The 17,391-nt window shown below is 35.7% G+C and carries 19 protein-coding genes; 12 read left to right on the plus strand and 7 right to left on the minus strand.

Translation table 11 applies throughout. From position 1 onward, the window contains the following. Positions 1-4: 4 nt before the first annotated feature. From V1503_RS09335 to V1503_RS09375, 9 genes are all read left to right on the plus strand, one after another. On the plus strand, positions 5-526 hold the full coding sequence (locus tag V1503_RS09335; RefSeq protein WP_214483909.1) for a Rieske (2Fe-2S) protein: 522 nt from the start codon (positions 5-7) through the stop codon (positions 524-526). Further along, positions 516-722, plus strand: a complete 207-nt coding sequence (locus V1503_RS09340) for a hypothetical protein (RefSeq protein WP_214483908.1) — start codon at positions 516-518, stop codon at positions 720-722. Before V1503_RS09335 ends, V1503_RS09340 begins: the two co-directional genes overlap by 11 nt. After that, entirely contained in the window at positions 712-1,023 is a 312-nt protein-coding gene (locus V1503_RS09345; protein ID WP_214483944.1) for a hypothetical protein, read from the plus strand. The genes V1503_RS09340 and V1503_RS09345 overlap by 11 nt, the downstream gene beginning before the upstream one ends. Continuing rightward, positions 1,010-1,288: a hypothetical protein gene (locus tag V1503_RS09350; protein ID WP_214483907.1), complete on the plus strand. Its 279-nt coding sequence runs from the start codon at positions 1,010-1,012 to the stop codon at positions 1,286-1,288. The genes V1503_RS09345 and V1503_RS09350 overlap by 14 nt, the downstream gene beginning before the upstream one ends. 1 nt (position 1,289) lies before the next feature. Continuing rightward, positions 1,290-2,600, plus strand: coding sequence for an MFS transporter (locus V1503_RS09355; protein ID WP_410626520.1), 1,311 nt, complete (start codon positions 1,290-1,292; stop codon positions 2,598-2,600). A gap of 65 nt (positions 2,601-2,665) precedes the next feature. After that, on the plus strand, positions 2,666-3,307 hold the full coding sequence (locus tag V1503_RS09360) for a sensor histidine kinase (RefSeq protein ID WP_410626522.1): 642 nt from the start codon (positions 2,666-2,668) through the stop codon (positions 3,305-3,307). Positions 3,308-3,407: 100 nt separating this feature from the next. Beyond that, a complete protein-coding gene (locus V1503_RS09365; protein ID WP_284730479.1) occupies positions 3,408-4,061 on the plus strand; it encodes a response regulator transcription factor in 654 nt (217 codons plus the stop codon). Next, positions 4,051-4,512, plus strand: a complete 462-nt coding sequence (locus tag V1503_RS09370; RefSeq protein WP_214483904.1) for a GAF domain-containing protein — start codon at positions 4,051-4,053, stop codon at positions 4,510-4,512. Before V1503_RS09365 ends, V1503_RS09370 begins: the two co-directional genes overlap by 11 nt. A gap of 20 nt (positions 4,513-4,532) precedes the next feature. Further along, positions 4,533-5,882 carry a sensor histidine kinase gene (locus V1503_RS09375; protein WP_410626525.1) on the plus strand — a complete coding sequence of 450 codons (1,350 nt, stop codon included), beginning with the start codon at positions 4,533-4,535 and terminating at the stop codon, positions 5,880-5,882. A 337-nt stretch (positions 5,883-6,219) separates the two neighbouring features. Here the strand turns inward: V1503_RS09375 and V1503_RS09380 are convergent, their stop codons facing one another. The 5 genes from V1503_RS09380 to V1503_RS09400 all read right to left on the minus strand — a co-directional run bounded on the left by V1503_RS09380 (position 6,220) and on the right by V1503_RS09400 (position 10,761). After that, positions 6,220-6,642 (minus strand): DUF3995 domain-containing protein, encoded by a 423-nt coding sequence (locus tag V1503_RS09380; protein ID WP_214483902.1) that lies wholly within the window; start codon positions 6,640-6,642, stop codon positions 6,220-6,222. 11 nt (positions 6,643-6,653) lie between these two features. Next, complete coding sequence (locus V1503_RS09385) at positions 6,654-7,256, minus strand: TetR/AcrR family transcriptional regulator (protein ID WP_410626530.1); 603 nt, start codon at positions 7,254-7,256, stop codon at positions 6,654-6,656. 708 nt (positions 7,257-7,964) lie between these two features. Continuing rightward, entirely contained in the window at positions 7,965-8,471 is a 507-nt protein-coding gene (locus tag V1503_RS09390; protein ID WP_410626532.1) for a GNAT family N-acetyltransferase, read from the minus strand. Between the two features lie 727 nt (positions 8,472-9,198). Continuing rightward, positions 9,199-9,861, minus strand: coding sequence for a DUF3967 domain-containing protein (locus tag V1503_RS09395; protein WP_410626534.1), 663 nt, complete (start codon positions 9,859-9,861; stop codon positions 9,199-9,201). A gap of 528 nt (positions 9,862-10,389) precedes the next feature. Next, positions 10,390-10,761, minus strand: a complete 372-nt coding sequence (locus tag V1503_RS09400; protein WP_214483898.1) for an S-Ena type endospore appendage — start codon at positions 10,759-10,761, stop codon at positions 10,390-10,392. A 210-nt stretch (positions 10,762-10,971) separates the two neighbouring features. Here V1503_RS09400 and V1503_RS09405 point away from each other — a divergent pair, with 210 nt between their 5' ends. The 3 genes from V1503_RS09405 to V1503_RS09415 all read left to right on the plus strand — a co-directional run bounded on the left by V1503_RS09405 (position 10,972) and on the right by V1503_RS09415 (position 14,129). After that, positions 10,972-11,916 carry a BMQ_0737 family morphogenetic spore coat protein gene (locus V1503_RS09405; protein WP_410629419.1) on the plus strand — a complete coding sequence of 315 codons (945 nt, stop codon included), beginning with the start codon at positions 10,972-10,974 and terminating at the stop codon, positions 11,914-11,916. A 243-nt stretch (positions 11,917-12,159) separates the two neighbouring features. Next, positions 12,160-12,885 (plus strand): hypothetical protein, encoded by a 726-nt coding sequence (locus tag V1503_RS09410; RefSeq protein WP_410626537.1) that lies wholly within the window; start codon positions 12,160-12,162, stop codon positions 12,883-12,885. A gap of 716 nt (positions 12,886-13,601) precedes the next feature. Then, positions 13,602-14,129 (plus strand): NAD(P)H-dependent oxidoreductase, encoded by a 528-nt coding sequence (locus V1503_RS09415; protein ID WP_410626539.1) that lies wholly within the window; start codon positions 13,602-13,604, stop codon positions 14,127-14,129. 48 nt (positions 14,130-14,177) lie between these two features. Here V1503_RS09415 and V1503_RS09420 read toward each other — a convergent pair whose 3' ends face one another. Beyond that, positions 14,178-14,534, minus strand: a complete 357-nt coding sequence (locus V1503_RS09420) for a winged helix-turn-helix transcriptional regulator (protein ID WP_214483894.1) — start codon at positions 14,532-14,534, stop codon at positions 14,178-14,180. Between the two features lie 611 nt (positions 14,535-15,145). Beyond that, positions 15,146-16,948: a glutamine--fructose-6-phosphate transaminase (isomerizing) gene (gene glmS, locus V1503_RS09425; RefSeq protein WP_410626542.1), complete on the minus strand. Its 1,803-nt coding sequence runs from the start codon at positions 16,946-16,948 to the stop codon at positions 15,146-15,148. Between the last annotated feature and the right edge of the window lie 443 nt (positions 16,949-17,391).

Raw genomic sequence — 17,391 nt, forward strand, 5'->3', positions numbered from 1 at the left:
AGGGATGTCTGATAACAACAAAATTCCCTTTAATGAAGATAATTATACTCATAATATAGAGCGGAATAATGAAAGAAGACTGGACAGACGCGGGTTTATGAAAACATTGGTTGGAGCTGCAGGTGTATTCGCAGTGTCTTCCCTTCCATGGGGAGCAGTAGCAGCTAAAGAATTAATGGGTCTAGGAGACAAAGAATATCCACTTAAGAAAATAACTGACGTAAGCAACTTACCAATTGGTGATGCAGTAGAATTCAAGTTCCCTAGTGAGCATGATGACGCCATTTTGATTCGCTTGGCAGAAAACAAATATGTTGCATATCAGAATGCATGCACACATTTACGCTGCCCAGTTTTCTGGGTGAAGGAGGAAGGTGAAATGATTTGTCCTTGCCATCATGGCAAATTTGATGTTGAAACAGGTGCACCTACTGCAGGACCTCCAAGAAGACCTCTGCCTGAAATAAAGGTCAAAGTTGAAAACGGTGCAATTTATGCAGAAAGGGTGAAGCGTTATGAAACGTAGCTATATAGGTGTAATCATCTTAAGCGCTATTTTATTGTTAAATATTGTCTTTACCCAGTATATGGTTCATCAATACTATTATGAAAACTACGTGAATGTGTTGATTTTTGCCGGTTTAAATTTTGTATCATTCCCCTTAGCAATACTAGCTTATAAAAAGACGATTAACGTGAGGCGTGAGTGTGATGAACAGTGAAACTTATATTGATTTTTGTTTCGTAAGGAAGTCAACTGGCAACTTTATAGCTGTTGTTGAGCCTATGCTAACCGAGCTATTCAATGAGGTTAACTTAAACTGGTATCTTGAAGAAAAGAACGAGCAAGGCATCGATATCGTCGTAGCAGAGGTTAAGGGTATGAGCAGATGGAAATCTGAAGAAGAAACAATCCATTATATCGAAGACCACGCTCGCGACCAATTTTGGGAATATTTACAAGGATACAAAATGTATATATATCCTCCTAAGAAAGGGTGCAGCACTTGTGGAACTCGTTAACAAAAACGACTTGAATTCTTTTGTCCTACAAAATGTGGAGGTAGCTATTTTCGGTGATCAAGATGATGACAAAGCTCCCTTTGTACCTAGAATCATTCAAAAAACAGCTTTGTGTCCAGATGAGACTCATTTGCGCATTTATTTTGATCATATGAACTTCTTTGCAGTCCCGTTAAGTTCACATGTAAACAAACACGATAATGAATGGAAAGCTTTTGATTCAGAGCAAGAATTATATTACGTAATTAGAAAGGTGAGTGCCTAACATGAGTAAGAACAAACGAATTACCCAGTGGAACCCAGAAGATGACAAGTTTTGGCAACAAGAAGGAAAAAAACATGCGACAAGAAATTTGTGGATATCAGTTCCAACATTAATGATGGCTTTTATTGTATGGCAAATTTGGTCAGTAGTAGCTGTACGCTTAAATGATATCGGTTTTAACTTTACGGCTGAGCAGCTATTTACACTAGCTGCAGTTCCTGGACTTGTAGGCGCAACATTACGATTCTTTTATACTTTTGCGGTAGGAACATTCGGTGGACGTAACTGGACAGTATTCTCAACAGCAATCCTTGCAATTCCTGCAATCGGAATTGGGTTCGCGGTTCAAAATCCCGAAACTCCATATTCAGTTATGCTATTGCTAGCAGCACTTTGTGGACTTGGTGGCGGGAATTTTTCATCAAGCTCTGCTAATATGAGCTTCTTCTTCCCTAAGAAAGAAAAGGGAACAGCTTTAGGCATTAATGGTGGATTAGGTAATATGGGTGTGTCTGTAGTACAATTTGTAACACCACTTATTATTGCAACTGGATCTTTAGCGTTTTTAGGAAAAGGGCAACAACTCACAAACGGTGAAGTAATATGGCTACACAATGCTGCATTTATCTGGGTTGTACCTATCGTCATATTGACCATTGTTGCATATTTCGGAATGGATAATATTCCTACTGCAAAACAATCTGTGTCAGATCAATTTGTTGTTCTTAAACGCAAGCATACATGGGTTATGACCGTTCTTTACGTAGCAACATTCGGTTCATTTATCGGTTATGCAGCAGCTTTTCCTTTACTATTAAAAGCTCAATTCCCAGAATATCTATCTGTCGCTTTCCTAGGTGCATTTCTTGCTGCAGCAGCAAGACCAGTTGGGGGATGGATGTCTGATAAATTCGGAGGAGCAATTGTTACCGCTTGGGTTTTTATATCAATGATCTCTGGATCTTTAGGTGTAATCTATTTTACAAATATGGAAGTTTTCTCTGGTTTCCTTGCATCATTCCTACTGTTATTTATTGCATCTGGAATCGGTTCTGGATCAACGTTCCAAATGATACCTGGTATCTTCCCTGTTAAAGAAGCAGCTCCTGTTTTAGGAATTACGGCTGCATTTGCAGCATATGGTTCATTCTTTATTCCAAAACTATTTGGGTGGTCTGTTGAATCAACAGGAACACCAGTCAATGCTTTTTATATCTTTATTGGATTGTATGTCGTTTCATTAGTATTAAACTGGTATTACTATCAGCGAAAGGTACACTCAAAAGATAAAGAAGTTGCAAAAGCATCATAAATAAGACCTGGTGTGCTGCAATCATACTTTACATGTTAAAGAAATAAGGGGGGTGCATGAAAGACATGCCTAAAAAGCAAAAGAATGTTTCATCATATATTATTCAGTCTCAAGAGGATGAAATTAAACGAATTGCTCTAGAATTGCATGAAGGAGTGAGTCAAAACCTCTATAGCTTATATACGAGTATGGAATTTTTAAGAACGGCAATAGATCAACAAGGAATGAAAGAATATATTGATGATATGACGCAAATGCTAGAAAAAACAATAAATGAAATGCGTATTCTTGCTGTCGAATTGCATCCACCTACCCTTCCTACTCTTGGCTTACTGCCTGCTTTGAAAAGCTACTTAAAGCTTTATACTTCAACATATGGAGTTATTGTTGAGGTAGTAAGCGAAGGTGATGAAATGAGAATGGATGAACGAACGAACATTACGCTATTTCGAGTGTGTCAGGAAGCCTTAGCTAATATAGCAAGGTACGCAGATGTAATGAAAGCTCATATTACTTTCATGTGGAAACCTAAGGTGTTAAAAATAAACATTCACGATTCTGGCAAAGGCTTTGATGTGAACACCGGCATGAAAAAATCCACAGGTCTTGCAGCTATGATCGAACGATTAGTGTTAATCGGAGGCACGTGCACCATTACTTCTAATATAGGAGAAGGGACTTCAATAGACATCACCCTTCCGTTATAGAGAAACATATAGGCAAGGGGTGTGCATAGCATATTCCCTTGTTTCTTTTTTAACATAATGATTATAATATAAGTGCAAACATTAGTAAGGGGGAGCGGGATTGATTACAATTTTGCTATGCGATGACCATGCTGTCGTACGAATGGGATTAAAAATGCTATTAAACAACCAAGGGGATATGCAGGTTGTTGGTGAGGCTTCTGAAGGGAATGAGGGCATTCAACAGGCGCTTGAACTTAATCCAGATGTTGTCGTTATGGACTTAAGTATGCCCCATGGTAAAGATGGTTTATCCGCGACATCAGAATTAAAAAAGCTTATGCCTAATATAGCCATTCTCATTTTGACAATGCATGATGACGAAGAATATTTATTCAGAGCTATCCAAGCAGGTGCATCAGGCTGTATTTTAAAAAGTGCGCCACATGATGAGTTGGTTGCTGCTATTCGCTCTGTTGCGATTGGCGACGCCTATTTGCACCCTAATGCTACGAAACGATTGATGGAAGAATATCTCGGAAATGTGAAAGATGGAAATGCCGACACTTTTAACTTATTATCAAATAGAGAAAAAGAGGTCCTTACATTGATTGCTAAAGGCTTTTCTAATAAGGATATTGGTGAAAAATTGGTCATCAGTGTTAAAACTGTGGAAACGCATAAAGGAAATCTGATGGAAAAACTTAAAATGAAAACTCGTCCAGAGCTTGTAGCTTATGCATTAAAAAAGGGGTTATTAGGCTATGGAATATAAAGTAAGTAGGTTGGCAGCCTGCGATGAGCAGATTAATCAAGTATGTGAAAAATTATTATTACAATTAAAATGCGATTTTATTGGCTTAGCCCTGCAAAATACTGAAGGGCCCAACATAAAATGGCATTATGCTGCTGGAAACAGCAACGATAAATATAAACGCATAACACTTAGGTTTGGCAAAGGGATAGCTGGGAGAGTGATCTCTACAGGTAGGCCCATGTATATAGAAAATTTCCCAGAAAAAATATTGGGAAAGGCGCTTGAGTATCCTATTATGCTTGCTGAAAATATTCTTTTTGCGTATGCTGTCCCGATTTTTTTAAATAACATCCCTAAAGGAGTCATATTGGCAGGTAACAGGGAAAAAAGAGCTATAAATGAACCCGAACAAGCAACAGTTAGAGAAACAGCGAAAATATTGGAAGAGAAATTAAACAGACTAATTTAATGCAACTGGAGGCCAATAATATGGACAGGAATCATCTTTCACTTGATCCTACTAAGATTGATCCTGGTTCAAGAGATGCTACCATTCTCCTTAATGGTTCTGGCATCATCTCATATATAAACCAGCACGGATGTAACAATTTTGGTTATAAGGCAAAAGAATTAATCGGAAAGACGCTGTCATACATACTTCCTGACTTAGTTATAAATGAAAATCGTGAAGGTAAGATCATACACCAATACGGGAGACACCGTGATGGTCACACATTTTCACTTTTTATTAAAATAAGCTCTTTTAAACTACATAACGAGTTATTCTTCCTCATGAACTTATACACTGTAAAAGATAGGTCGAGATTAAACGAGCAACAAAGCTACCAATTGAATGAACTTGTTGACCTTAAATTTGCACTCGATGCCTCCTCCATTGTCGCGATCACTGACCAAAGAGGTATCATTAACTATGTTAATGATCAATTTTGTAAGATCTCAAAATACTCAAGGGACGAGCTTCTTGGGAAAGATCATAAAATTATTAATTCTGGCCATCATTCCAAAGAGTTTTTTAAAGAGCTTTGGACAACAATTTCCTCAGGTCATGTTTGGAAAGGCGAATTAAAAAACAAAGCGAAGGATGGTACGTATTATTGGGTGGATACTACTATTGTACCGTTCTTAAATGAGGATGGGATACCTTATCAGCATTTAGCCATTCGCCATGAGGTGACTCAAAGAAAAAATGCTGAAGAAGAGCTTAAAAAAATGATGACAAAAATCATTGATATACAGGAAGATGAAAGGAAACGCCTATCACGAGAGCTTCATGATGGCATAGGACAAAATTTATATAGCCACCTCATAACGATAAATAGGCTGAAGGAAGAAATAAACCACCCACTTCTTGACCAACTTCAAGATGAAGCGACTGAAATTATTGAAGAGCTTCGTGATATTTCTTGGGAATTGCGTCCATCTGTTCTGGATGATTTAGGTCTCATCCCTGCCATTAGATCGTATTTAGTCCGTTATACAGAATACTATCAAATTAGCGTCCATTTTGATTGTTTTTTAAATTATCGACTAAACTCAAACAAAGAAATCACTATTTATAGAATTATTCAGGAAGCACTTACGAACATTAGAAAATATGCTCATACCGAAGACGCAACTGTTACCATTAGAGAAATGGATGAAGAAATCCGTGTAGTCATTGAAGACAAAGGTAAAGGTTTTAATATTGATAATATTTCGCGTGGAGTAGGACTGTTCAGTATGAAGGAAAGAGCAAAAGCCGCTGGAGGTTCTATTCGAATACATTCCACCGAAGGCAAAGGAACGACAGTTGTCTTAGAAATTCCGCTGGGGGTCTGACCCCCAACACTTTAATGTAATAACGTCATAAAACCCCTTTGTTTATTTAATGTATATGTTGATTGAAACAAAGTTAAGCAGCCAAAAGAAAAATTGCTTTAAAAAAATGATCTAAATGCACTGCTAATGTATTTATTAAACCTCTACTAAAACTGTTTTTGTAACCTTTTGTTTCTTGTTGTCATTACCATAAAGAAGAAGCCATGCCACGATCGTGTTTATGATTAGTGTGAAAACAACCTTATAAAATGACATCCTTCTTCTTGAAAGGCCCATATCAATTTATTGCTTCTTAATAAACATACACATCCCCTTACTTCACTTAGTATCTCAAACATTATAGTAGCCATGAAATCATGAAAGAAATTCCTAAATACAAGCAAAGAGGGGAGTATAATATTGTATCGTACTTTGAAAAGGTTGTATTTTTCACTCTCTTAAAGAACCCCAAATATTTAAAATCACCTATTGCTCTAATCAAAAAAATGAATGTAAGAATGATACTCGCCCATTTCACCCCAGAATTTAACTCCCAAAATGGAATGAGTTCATTTTGACCTAATAATATAACCCCCACACAAATTAACCCGACTGCAACAATGAGGGTTTCAAACCATCGAGGGGTAAACAATGTGCCTCCCTCTGTTTTTTCTGGTAATGAAGCTTGAAATCCCCATGTACCACCAAAAAGCCAATAAAAATGCAACAAACTAACTAAACCTAAAATCGTTACCGGTAAGTAAATAAACAATAGCTGCACCATATTACCTCCTAATGTAGGTTTTCGTAATTCGAGCCTCCATCAATTCCTTGCCAAACCACTTCAAACTGATCTTGGAAAATAGTAAAGATATCGTTACTTTGGCCTTCATTAACAGACCAACTAATTAAAGTATTAAAATAGATTCCTATTAGTACTGAGGCAATCGTCTTTGAGGAAAAATGTGTAGGTAACATGTCGTTTGTTATAGCGTCTTCAAGCAATTCAGCTAAGCTTTCTTTAAAAAATCCAATATTCCTTGTTTCATCCTTTAATGCTGATCTAATGGTTTCAGATAGCGTAAGCTTTAGGAGATCAGTATTTTCCAAATAGACGGATAATACTTCCTTAAAAATAAGTAGAAGCTTTTTTTTAATTTTTAAATCCTGATGTTTTTTTATGATCTCTTGAAGTAAATCATTCTGAGAATGACCCAAATACAATAAAACGTGTTCCTTCTTCGGAAAGTAATTAAAAAATGTTCCTTTAGCGATTCCACATGAAGAAGCAATATTTTCAACTGTCACATTGTCATACCCATATTCCTTAAACAATTCAATTGATTTAAGGAATATCTGTTTTTTTAATTCTTTTTTTCGCTCTTCTCGTAACATAGATTTTCCTCCTCTCTATTAAATTGACCATGGTCAATTTATGACTATAGTCATATTAACACATACTCCTTTAAATTACAAATAAATACATTTAATGATCTCACATTCAACTCCAAACACTTCTTTTTCCTCATCCGTTTACGTAATTGTTAGACCCTTACACGTGATTTTTTTCAACCGCTGCTCAATGATATCATTGTTTACCACCTAATGAGGTTTTTGTCGGAAAAAAGTTCATCTAGATCAATGGTCACTTCCTTCACAATGAATAACATTGCTAATATGTGCAGTTTTATTCTTCACCAATTATGAATACTGTTCAGTCAATAATGAACTAAAATGAATGATCAGCTCTTGAATGACTTAATCATTAACTTAACAACCAACACTGAGACTGCTAGTATGGTTACTCAACAATCTCGGACAAATCATAAAGAAAGACGCTTTTTATAGAAAAAAGCGCCACTTTTTTAATAAGATCACCGAGAGTTTAACTCAGATAAACCTTTATATATTTCTAATGCTTCAATAAGAAATTGCTTATCATACCCAGTAATCATATATATTTTTTCTGACCATTCCTCTACTGTGTTTAAAGGCTTTCATAGAGTAATCCATCATTCGTACTTAGTAAAGAGGATATTTTCTAACACCTACCAAGGCCAAAACAATCACATAAATAACATTTTCTAATGAGTCATGGTAGTCTTATATATTTAAAGCAAATAATTTAAGCTCTTCAGTATCATTTGGAAGTGTCATATACCCTTCAAGCTCCATACCAAGCTTCTCTAATAATTTGGCAGACGAATAGTTATCTTTCGAGGTGATTGCTACAAGACGGTTTAAGTTCAGTCCTTTAGCAAATTCCACAGTCCCTCTAGCTGCCTCATACGCATATCCTTTAGATTGATAGTCAGCCAAAAATGCGAAACCAATATCCACATCCTCAAGACCGACCCTCTTAATCAGCCCACATAAACCAATCGGAGTGTGATCTTCCTTCGTCTCTGTCAAGAAAAGGCCAAAACCCTCTCGTTCATACATCGCTCGAGGTCCAGATGCAATATAATTTTTCGCATCATCCAATGTCTTAATTCCCTTATCTCCTATATATTGAAGCCATCCAGGCTCATTCAATAATGATAGGATAAATGCATCATCACTGTATTCTACCCACCGAAGAATTAATCTATCAGTTTCGATTACTTTCACTCGAATCACCTCGTTTATGATCTCGATTTCTATTAAATAGTATAACATTTCGACCTAACTTATGACGTCATGCAACTTGGGAGTCACTTCTTTTTCGGTTTACTTTTTTTCTACAAGGTTCTTTGCTTATGAGATACACATTATATTGATTAAGGAAACACTCATATCATAGGCTATTTCGGCGTTTACTTTTGAGTAAAGTACAATACGTATGTACTTTCGTACCAGCACGCGACAATTACTTAGAAGAAGTAACTGCATTATATAAAAAGGCTTAGCATTACTTGTTGCCTTTCGTAATAAGAACTAAGCATGAACATAACTAGCATTCTATACAAATTATTTAAATACACATCATGTCCTATAATGTAAGCGAAAAAAACAAAGTTTAGCACAGAATTTATAACAACATTTGGATTAATTATCTCTAATCTTCCCCTGCCCACAATTTCTAGGACAGGGTACAAAGTTTACGACTGGATGGGATTGTAGCTCCGGCTTCTCAATTGCTTGCTCTAATTTATTTATTTTTATCTATAACATAGCATAGTTCATAAAAGAAAAGATAATTTCATTTAAAAGCATTAGTCAATAATCGTCACATACACACCCCATAGTTAACATAGGAAGGCATGAGATAATTAGGATGAAAAAGTGCTCCTCATTATCTTAAAATGTTTACTGTAGACTCGGATTTATGAGGATTTAATGTGCAATTATAAAATAATTATGACCAAAATTTCCACCACTTTTTTTTCTTGGCTGCGACTTGTTTCTTTGCTTCCATACTTTGACTCAACAACACCATTAGCTTTTCATCAATCATCTTTAATGTTTCGTCTAATAGTTTCTGCTGTTCTTCAAACTTCATAACGTTGTATAAATCACTTATTTTGGAGACTTCCTTTTCCACAACCGCTTCGATATTGCTCTTTGTTGCCAATAATGATTGCAAAAGGACAACCTGACTGCCCGCATTATTCCCCTGTGGCCCCTGTTCCCCTTGCGGTCCTTGTTCTCCTTGCAGTCCTTGTTCTCCTTGCAGTCCTTGTTCCCCTTGCAGTCCTTGTTCTCCTTGCAGTCCTTGTTCCCCTTGCGGTCCTTGTTCTCCTTGCGGTCCTTGTTCTCCTTGTAGTCCTTGTTCTCCTTGCAGTCCTTGTTCCCCTTGCAGTCCTTGTTCTCCTTGCAGTCCTTGTTCTCCTTGCAGTCCTTGTTCTCCTTGCGGTCCTTGTTCTCCTTGCGGTCCTTGTTCTCCTTGAGGTCCTTGTTCTCCTTGCAGCCCTTGTGATCCCTGTTGCCCACGTGGTCCTTCTGGCCCCTGTTTTCCTTGTGGTGGTGGCGGTATGATCTTATAGCTGTTACAAACGTTATCTTTTTCATCGTTATACATCATTTTCACCTCATTTTTTCTTTATATTATGAGGATTGAAATTAGTATGTATAGACGTGTGTGTATTCTCAATTAACTGTATATGTGTGTATGTATCATTCATTTCCTGATTTTATAAATTCAATTATCAAGAGTTTTGGTGTTGTATTTAACAAAGGCTGTTTTCGCATTGATTGTTGCTTATCGTTCAAAGATATAAGCTCGTAAACATATAGCATTCGTGGCATCTTTACTACTTAAACAATTATTGAGCACTCCTAAAACTCGTCAAACTGTCCATTTTTAATAAAAATAGCAACAAAGTTTACGAAAAGAGCCTTAACAAAACAAATGGAAAATGAATATAAATTATAAAAGCACCCATATTTGAGTGCTTTAACTACAATAAGAGGTTTAAACACAAATATAGAAATAACGTTGAATAGTATCGGGATAAACTTAAATTCATTTTTACGTAGTATCGGAAAAATTTAAAACTTTATGGTAGAGCCCTCAAGCATTATCAATGAACGAATTTATTATGTTCTACTAACGAAGTTTATATCTAGGAGTAATGCAAATTTCACCAGAAGCAGGATTATCAAGTGCTGGTGCAGTAACTTGAATATTATCAAAATCAGTTACGGTGAACGCGACACAGCTGTCAGCGAATACGTTTACTGAGTCAACGACAGTTGCACCTCTTCTGAACATTACTATAAATGTTGCAACTTGACCTGCAGTGATTGAGATAGTTCCAGTAGCTGTAACCAATACATTCGTTACATAAACTTCTTGAACTGCATTAGCTGTTAATGTGAAGTTACAACAGGATTGATCTTGAAAAAATTCACTTGTAGAACAGCATGAAAAACAACAATCTTTGTGAACACCTTTTTTATCTTTACATGAACATGACACAAATTTCACCCCCTCAACCATTATTTATAATAGTTAATGCAGTTATACAGCTTTTGGTATAGGTATATTTCTAACTGATGAGGCCCTTATTTTGTTAGCAAAGTGATATGGGTTATATATTCAGCACGTAGAGTGAAAAATTTACATAACATAAATTATTGTTAAACTCTAAGAAAAATTTGAAAAGAGAGGTGAGAACACATTGTGTCGATGTCTTTTAATAATCAACTAAAACACTGTATAGAAGCCAACAAAGTATTCGATTGGATTACTCCCTTGCTTAAAATAACGATTAAAGAAGCGATTGATATTAAAGACAACCTCTTTGAAGATTGTGTATGCTGTGATTTCAGTGTTCCATGTAATAGTGACAGCCCCTTTACAGTCTGGAAGAGCATCGGAGTGGAAAATGTGACGGGTAATTTCTCTATCTTTTTCCAAAGTGGTTGTGACGGTGAATTAGTAGTGTTCGTAAATGGAGAAGAAATTAATACTATTAATGAGGGACAAGAATTTTGTGCAACATTTGCTGATATGAAGTCAATTGAAGTTCTTTGTCGCAATGAAACAGGGGAACAAGGAGTTTGTAAAGGTGAGCTGAAATTAAATATTAAGCACAAACCTACTGATGACGAAATCGACATTAAAAACGTAAAATGTTCTATTTCAGACAGTTATGGAAAACGACTAGAGCCACACAGTTCCTGTTTTATTAAGTGTAAAGAACTTTCCGACCCTAAAAATAGAAAAGAAGTAATCGTCAAACTTGCTAATGGGAAAACAACTACATTACAAAAAGTAGTTGTTTTAAAACAAGGCTTTGTAACAGTTGTAATTTTTAATAAAAAGGGAGAGGAAAGCACTTGTAAAGTATTCCCATTTTGTGAAATTGAAACCTTTTTATTATGTGCACCTGTTGGCACAACCGTTGACTGTAAAATTGATGATGTTATGTGTGAAGCTTTCCTTGTTCCATCTTTAAAACTACCTAACTGTTTTGAGGTATTTATAAGACTTGATATTTGCCAAAACATAAAAGTAACAGGAGCGGTCAAACTAAAAATACTAGCTGAGAAATGTAATCCGCGAGATAATGTGATACCGGAAGAAATTTGTCAAGTTGAACCCGAGCCCCCAGCTTGCCCGTTTTTTTAGTGGGGGCAAATAGTTCTTTATTCTATTGACTGTCTGAATTGATTCAGAAACCACTTTATAGATTAATAGTAAATATAAAGATATTATATTATTCTTCTCCTACTTAACATACATGTATGAAGTTCTGTAATTCTTTGAAATGTACCAATATCATGATTAAAATTAGGACAAACATACACACTTTTCTTGTTAAGGATTCCATAAAATAATGTATTAAAATATAATTTTAAGGTAGATGATAAAATGAAACCAATAGTCTCAGGCTACACAGGATTTTCATGCTGCACAAAAAAAGAAACAAAATGTTGTAAACAACTATGTTCTCAAGGAGATATTAACTCTCCAAATATTACCGGCACTATACCGAGTGGTACAATGCGAGTTATTTATGAAGCAATCCCAGATAATATTGGTAAAACAGGGATGCTTACATTCCATAACATCCCTAATGGAGGAAACGGACCTATAAATTTAACCTTAGTACCTCATGTCGGACCCTCACCTCCAGATATCACCATAAACCCAGGGGAAATTCAATCAATATCTTTTGAAGATCTGATAAGAATTCAAGCAAGTACAATAGAAGAATTTTCTGGAGAATACTCATATCAAATTTGCACATTGCTAGATGCAAAAGATAATTGTTGTGAAATATTGTGCTCCCAAACTGATCCAGTTCTAAGTACTCAAATAGAACCTAATCAAATGCAACCAGACATCATTTACCAAAACTCACCGAATAATATAGGCAAAACAGGAATGATCTCGTTAAGAGGTGTTTCAGAACTGATCACTTTAAATTTTGAACTTCAAACAGGAGTTACAATACCTATCATGGTAAATAGTGACCAAGGAATAACTGTCCCCTTTGAAGATGTAGTGGAGATTAATGTAAATAACGCTTCTGATGAGGTTGTTAATTTGGTATACACAATATGTACGTTATTAGGTTCAAACAAATCTAAATAAGCTTTGTTTCTATATATATCTTATAATAAACCTCATGTTCTCCATTAGTTAATTTATTGGTGAATTGTCTCCTTCTAATTAATAAGAGTACAAGAAATACATTATCTTTTCTTTTTAGCATACACAACGGATTTATGCATTCGAAAGGATGTTCATTCTTTATAATTGAGAACAAATTTTTCTAGCCGATTAATAATTTTAATAATTATATGAAATTTAAATAAGTTTGTGGATTTTAGTATGATCTATCTAATAGAAAAAAGATATGTTTAATAACATTCTCAAATACATGCAAAAAACTGGTTAGCAATATAACTAACCAGTTTTTTATTACAAAATTATTGTTCGACTTCAATCGTTCAATATTATACTAATAAAGCTTATCTTTTTATGATTTAATCCAACACTAGGTCAAGGCTGAGTTGGAATGGCCTAGAATTGGGTATCATTTTGTAATACTAAAAGATGGAACAATCATATGGTGTCACAATCTAGGTGTGATGTCTTATCATGTAGGAGATTCAAACAAACATAAATTGGTATTTACCTTGAGGGTGACTTCCGTTTTGAAAAACCACCTCTCTCACAAAGAAGGTAAGATCAATAATACTTACCTTTAGGTAAGTACCTGTACTAATTGTGCGTACTTACATATATGTGCTGTTGAGTTTATAATAAATTCCGAGGTTAAAATAAATAAAATTTAGGAGGATGACATGAAGACTCTTGTTGTCATAGCACACCCAAATATAGAAACATCCGTTGTTAATAATAGATGGGTTGAAGAATTAAAAAAACACCCTGAACAATATACTATCCATGAGATATATAAAGTTTATCCTCATGGGAAAATAGATGTAGAAAAAGAACAAAAATTGGTTGAATCTCATGGAAATCTTATTTTTCAGTTCCCTATCTTTTGGTTTAATTGCCCACCTCTTCTTAAACAATGGATGGACGATGTTTTAGCTCACGGATGGGCCTTTGGTCCAGGAGGAGATAATTTACAAGGTCGTAAGCTTGCTCTTGCTGTATCTGCCGGAATAAGAAATGAAGATTACAGTGATAATGGAAGATATCAATTCACACTTGATCAGATTTTAGTTCCATTTAAAACAACTGCTTTATATTGCAAAGCAGATTATCGTTCGTTCTTTGCATTTTATGGCGCAGAATATGAACCATCCAAGAGTGAAATTGAACAAAGTGCGCATGATTATCTAGAATTTCTTAAGGCACTATAACAAAAAAGAGTATTCTCTAATTCAGAGAATACTTTTTTGTTATAACTCCTACTTGCCAACTTCGGAGACTGACAAACGATTTTTCTCTCCCCACTCGCACATCATATCTAATAACGGAATGAGGGAAAGTCCTCGTTCAGATAATGAATACTCAACTTTTGGAGGTATTTGGGGAAACTCTTTTCGTATAATGAGATCATCTCTTTCAAGCTCTTTCAACATGACACTTAACGTTTTAAATGGAATTGTAGCAATACACCTTTTCAACTCATTATGACGCATAACTTTATTTTCAAAAAGCCAATACATAATAATCATTTTATATTTACCGCCTATCAAGGACAGTGTATAACCAAAATCAGTACTTTTTAACTCAACACCAGTTGGAACGCATGTTTCACTCACAACTTATATCCTCCTTCTGATCAAATAGTACATCCTCTAAGTAGCTATATTTAATAATATATCATAGTCATTATTCATTATTCATCAAATAGGGGTTCAGTCCCGAACATGTGGATTTACAATGCTAAGCTATTTAAGGGCTTATAACCCCTCTTCAGCAACAACCGATTGATCAAGCTTTGCTTGGCTCTTTATTTGTTTACTTTTTTCACGTAGATAAATGATACTAAAGTCCAGTCTCTGGAGCTTGAATGGCAATTTAAGTATTGATATGGCCTTTTCACCTGCTGTTTTTATCAATGATTAAAAGAGTCGGAAAAAATTCAGTTGTAGTAAAAATAATCAAGATCTAAATAGTAAAAAGTCTAAAAATAAGGATAATACATTCTCCACATGCCCATTACTGTACCATCCCTTTTACTTTTTGTTTCACAAACGCGCTAAAACATAGACTTGTTTGATTACATTTTCAAATATATGCAAAAAAACTGGTTAGCACTATAACTAACCAGTTTTTTATTATAAAATCATTGTTCGAATTCGACCATTCAATATTATACTAATAAAGCTAAGCTGTAATTTGAAAACTCTTTTCTAAAATTTAATCAATCCTACTCAACAGTTACTGATTTGGCAAGGTTTCTAGGTTTGTCAACGTCGCAGTCGCGGTGTAGGGCCGCGTAATAAGAAATAAGTTGTAAAGGAATGACTGATACGAGTGGTGTGAGTAGCTCGTGAACAGTAGGGATGACAAAACGGTCATCATCACTCTCCAAACCTTTCATAGTGATAATACAAGGATTAGCACCACGTGCAACGACTTCTTTTACGTTTCCTCTAATACTTAAGTTGACAAGGTCTTGCGTGGCAAGTGCAATGACAGGAGTACCGTCTTCAATAAGGGCAATTGTTCCATGCTTTAACTCTCCGCCAGCAAAGCCTTCTGCTTGGATGTATGAGATTTCTTTTAACTTAAGTGCACCTTCAAGTCCTACATAATAGTCTATTGAACGACCTATAAAGAAGCAGTTTCTCGTTGTTGACAAGTACTCACGTGCAATTTGTTCAAATTCTTCTTTTTCATTACATAGCACTTCCATTGCACTTGCAGCCATTCCAAGCTCTGTCACAAGGTCAAAATCTAAGCGTTCACCTTTTCGTTCAGCTGTTACTGCAGCTAATATCGCCAGTACAGCGATTTGGGCAGTATATGCTTTTGTTGATGCAACTGCTATTTCAGGTCCAGCATGTAGCAATAATGTGTAATCCGCTTCACGTGATAGTGTAGATCCCGGTACATTTGTAATCGTTAAGGCTTTATGACCAAGTTCCTTCACTTGGACAAGGACAGCTCGACTATCGGCTGTTTCACCACTTTGAGATATAAAAATAAACAGTGGTTTTTTCGATAACAGTGGCATATTGTAAGAAAATTCACTTGCTACGTGTACCTCAACTGGTACTTTAGCCATTCTTTCAATAAATTGTTTTCCGACTAAACCGGCATGATAACTCGTGCCACAAGCTACAATATAAATGCGATCTGCTTCGTCTAATGCCTCACTAATATGATGATCAATAGCCAATTTTCCACGGTCATCTTGATATTGTTGAATAATTTTGCGCACAACAAGTGGCTGTTCATCGATTTCTTTTAACATATAGTGTGGGTATGTTCCCTTTTCTATATCACTCGCATCAAGCTCTGCAGTAAATGGCTCACGTTCTTTGACGACACCTTGTAAGTTTTTAATAACCATTTGCTGCGCCGTAACGATAACAATTTCCTTATCCATTAATTCGATGAACTGATCTGTTACTTGTAACATCGCCATTGCATCACTTGCAACAACATTAAAGTTGTCACCGACTCCAACTAATAATGGACTTTTATTTTTGGCTACATAAATCGTCTCATCATTTTCTGCATCTATCATTGTAATCGCATATGAACCTTTCAGTGCACTCATTGTTTTACTAAAGGCTTCTTCTACAGATAAACCTTCAACGACAAATTGCTCAATCATTTGGACAATAACTTCTGTATCTGTCTCACTTTGCAAAGTAATATTCTGTAAATATGCATTCTTTAACAATAAGTAGTTTTCTATTACACCATTATGCACTAACGTGAATCGACCAGATGCACTTTGATGAGGATGTGCATTAGTTTTACTAGGTACACCATGTGTAGCCCATCTTGTATGGCCAATCCCCATCGATGAGTCTACGTGACTATCTACATTTTCTCGTAATGTAGCAATTCGTCCCTTTTCTTTAAATACGTGTACACCAGATTCATTTACAACTGCTATTCCAGCTGAATCATAACCACGATACTCGAGTTTTTCAAGCCCTTTTAATAAAATTTCCTTTACATCCTGTTGACCAATATATCCTACAATTCCGCACATGTTTCTTCGTCCTCCCTAATAATAAGGGGGCAAGGAAGTATGGGGACTTACTCGCCCCCTTGCCAAGTTGTTTTTTTTGCTGATTATACACATACGCTTGTGCAAAAAGTCACCTCTTTGTTTTCGTATATGCTTGCGGTCGTAATCAGTGCAACCGGGAGGTATCCGCCGATAAATCGATAAACCTCCTCCTCGTCAACTAAGCTGTTCGTCCTTTACTTAGTTCAGGCGCTTAAATATGTCGTTTTCCTACCCTACCTTTCTGTCCTTGAATAAAGCTATACCTAATATCTTACATGATTTCCATTCGTATCGTCAAATTTAACTGTATATTTTCACCACTGACCTCTAATCTTAAGCTATTGCTCTATTTATAAAATATGCATGATAAACACATTACGTGTTAGTTAAGCGCCCATGAGAGGATAGCATACTAAAACACC

The sequence above is a fragment of the Nanhaiella sioensis genome (genome assembly GCF_046557775.1).
GTDB lineage: Bacteria > Bacillota > Bacilli > Bacillales > SM2101 > Nanhaiella > Nanhaiella sioensis.

Bases quoted from the DNA above. Each gene is read 5' to 3' on its own strand.
- V1503_RS09335 (WP_214483909.1), top strand. From the start codon at position 5: ATGTCTGATAACAACAAAATTCCCTTTAATGAAGATAATTATACTCAT.
- V1503_RS09340 (WP_214483908.1), top strand. From the start codon at position 516: ATGAAACGTAGCTATATAGGTGTAATCATCTTAAGCGCTATTTTATTG.
- V1503_RS09345 (WP_214483944.1), top strand. From the start codon at position 712: ATGAACAGTGAAACTTATATTGATTTTTGTTTCGTAAGGAAGTCAACT.
- V1503_RS09355 (WP_410626520.1), top strand. From the start codon at position 1,290: ATGAGTAAGAACAAACGAATTACCCAGTGGAACCCAGAAGATGACAAG.
- V1503_RS09360 (WP_410626522.1), top strand. From the start codon at position 2,666: ATGCCTAAAAAGCAAAAGAATGTTTCATCATATATTATTCAGTCTCAA.
- V1503_RS09370 (WP_214483904.1), top strand. From the start codon at position 4,051: ATGGAATATAAAGTAAGTAGGTTGGCAGCCTGCGATGAGCAGATTAAT.
- V1503_RS09375 (WP_410626525.1), top strand. From the start codon at position 4,533: ATGGACAGGAATCATCTTTCACTTGATCCTACTAAGATTGATCCTGGT.
- V1503_RS09385 (WP_410626530.1), bottom strand. From the start codon at position 7,256: ATGTTACGAGAAGAGCGAAAAAAAGAATTAAAAAAACAGATATTCCTT.
- V1503_RS09395 (WP_410626534.1), bottom strand. From the start codon at position 9,861: ATGTATAACGATGAAAAAGATAACGTTTGTAACAGCTATAAGATCATA.
- V1503_RS09405 (WP_410629419.1), top strand. From the start codon at position 10,972: ATGTCTTTTAATAATCAACTAAAACACTGTATAGAAGCCAACAAAGTA.
- V1503_RS09410 (WP_410626537.1), top strand. From the start codon at position 12,160: ATGAAACCAATAGTCTCAGGCTACACAGGATTTTCATGCTGCACAAAA.
- V1503_RS09415 (WP_410626539.1), top strand. From the start codon at position 13,602: ATGAAGACTCTTGTTGTCATAGCACACCCAAATATAGAAACATCCGTT.
- glmS (WP_410626542.1), bottom strand. From the start codon at position 16,948: ATGTGCGGAATTGTAGGATATATTGGTCAACAGGATGTAAAGGAAATT.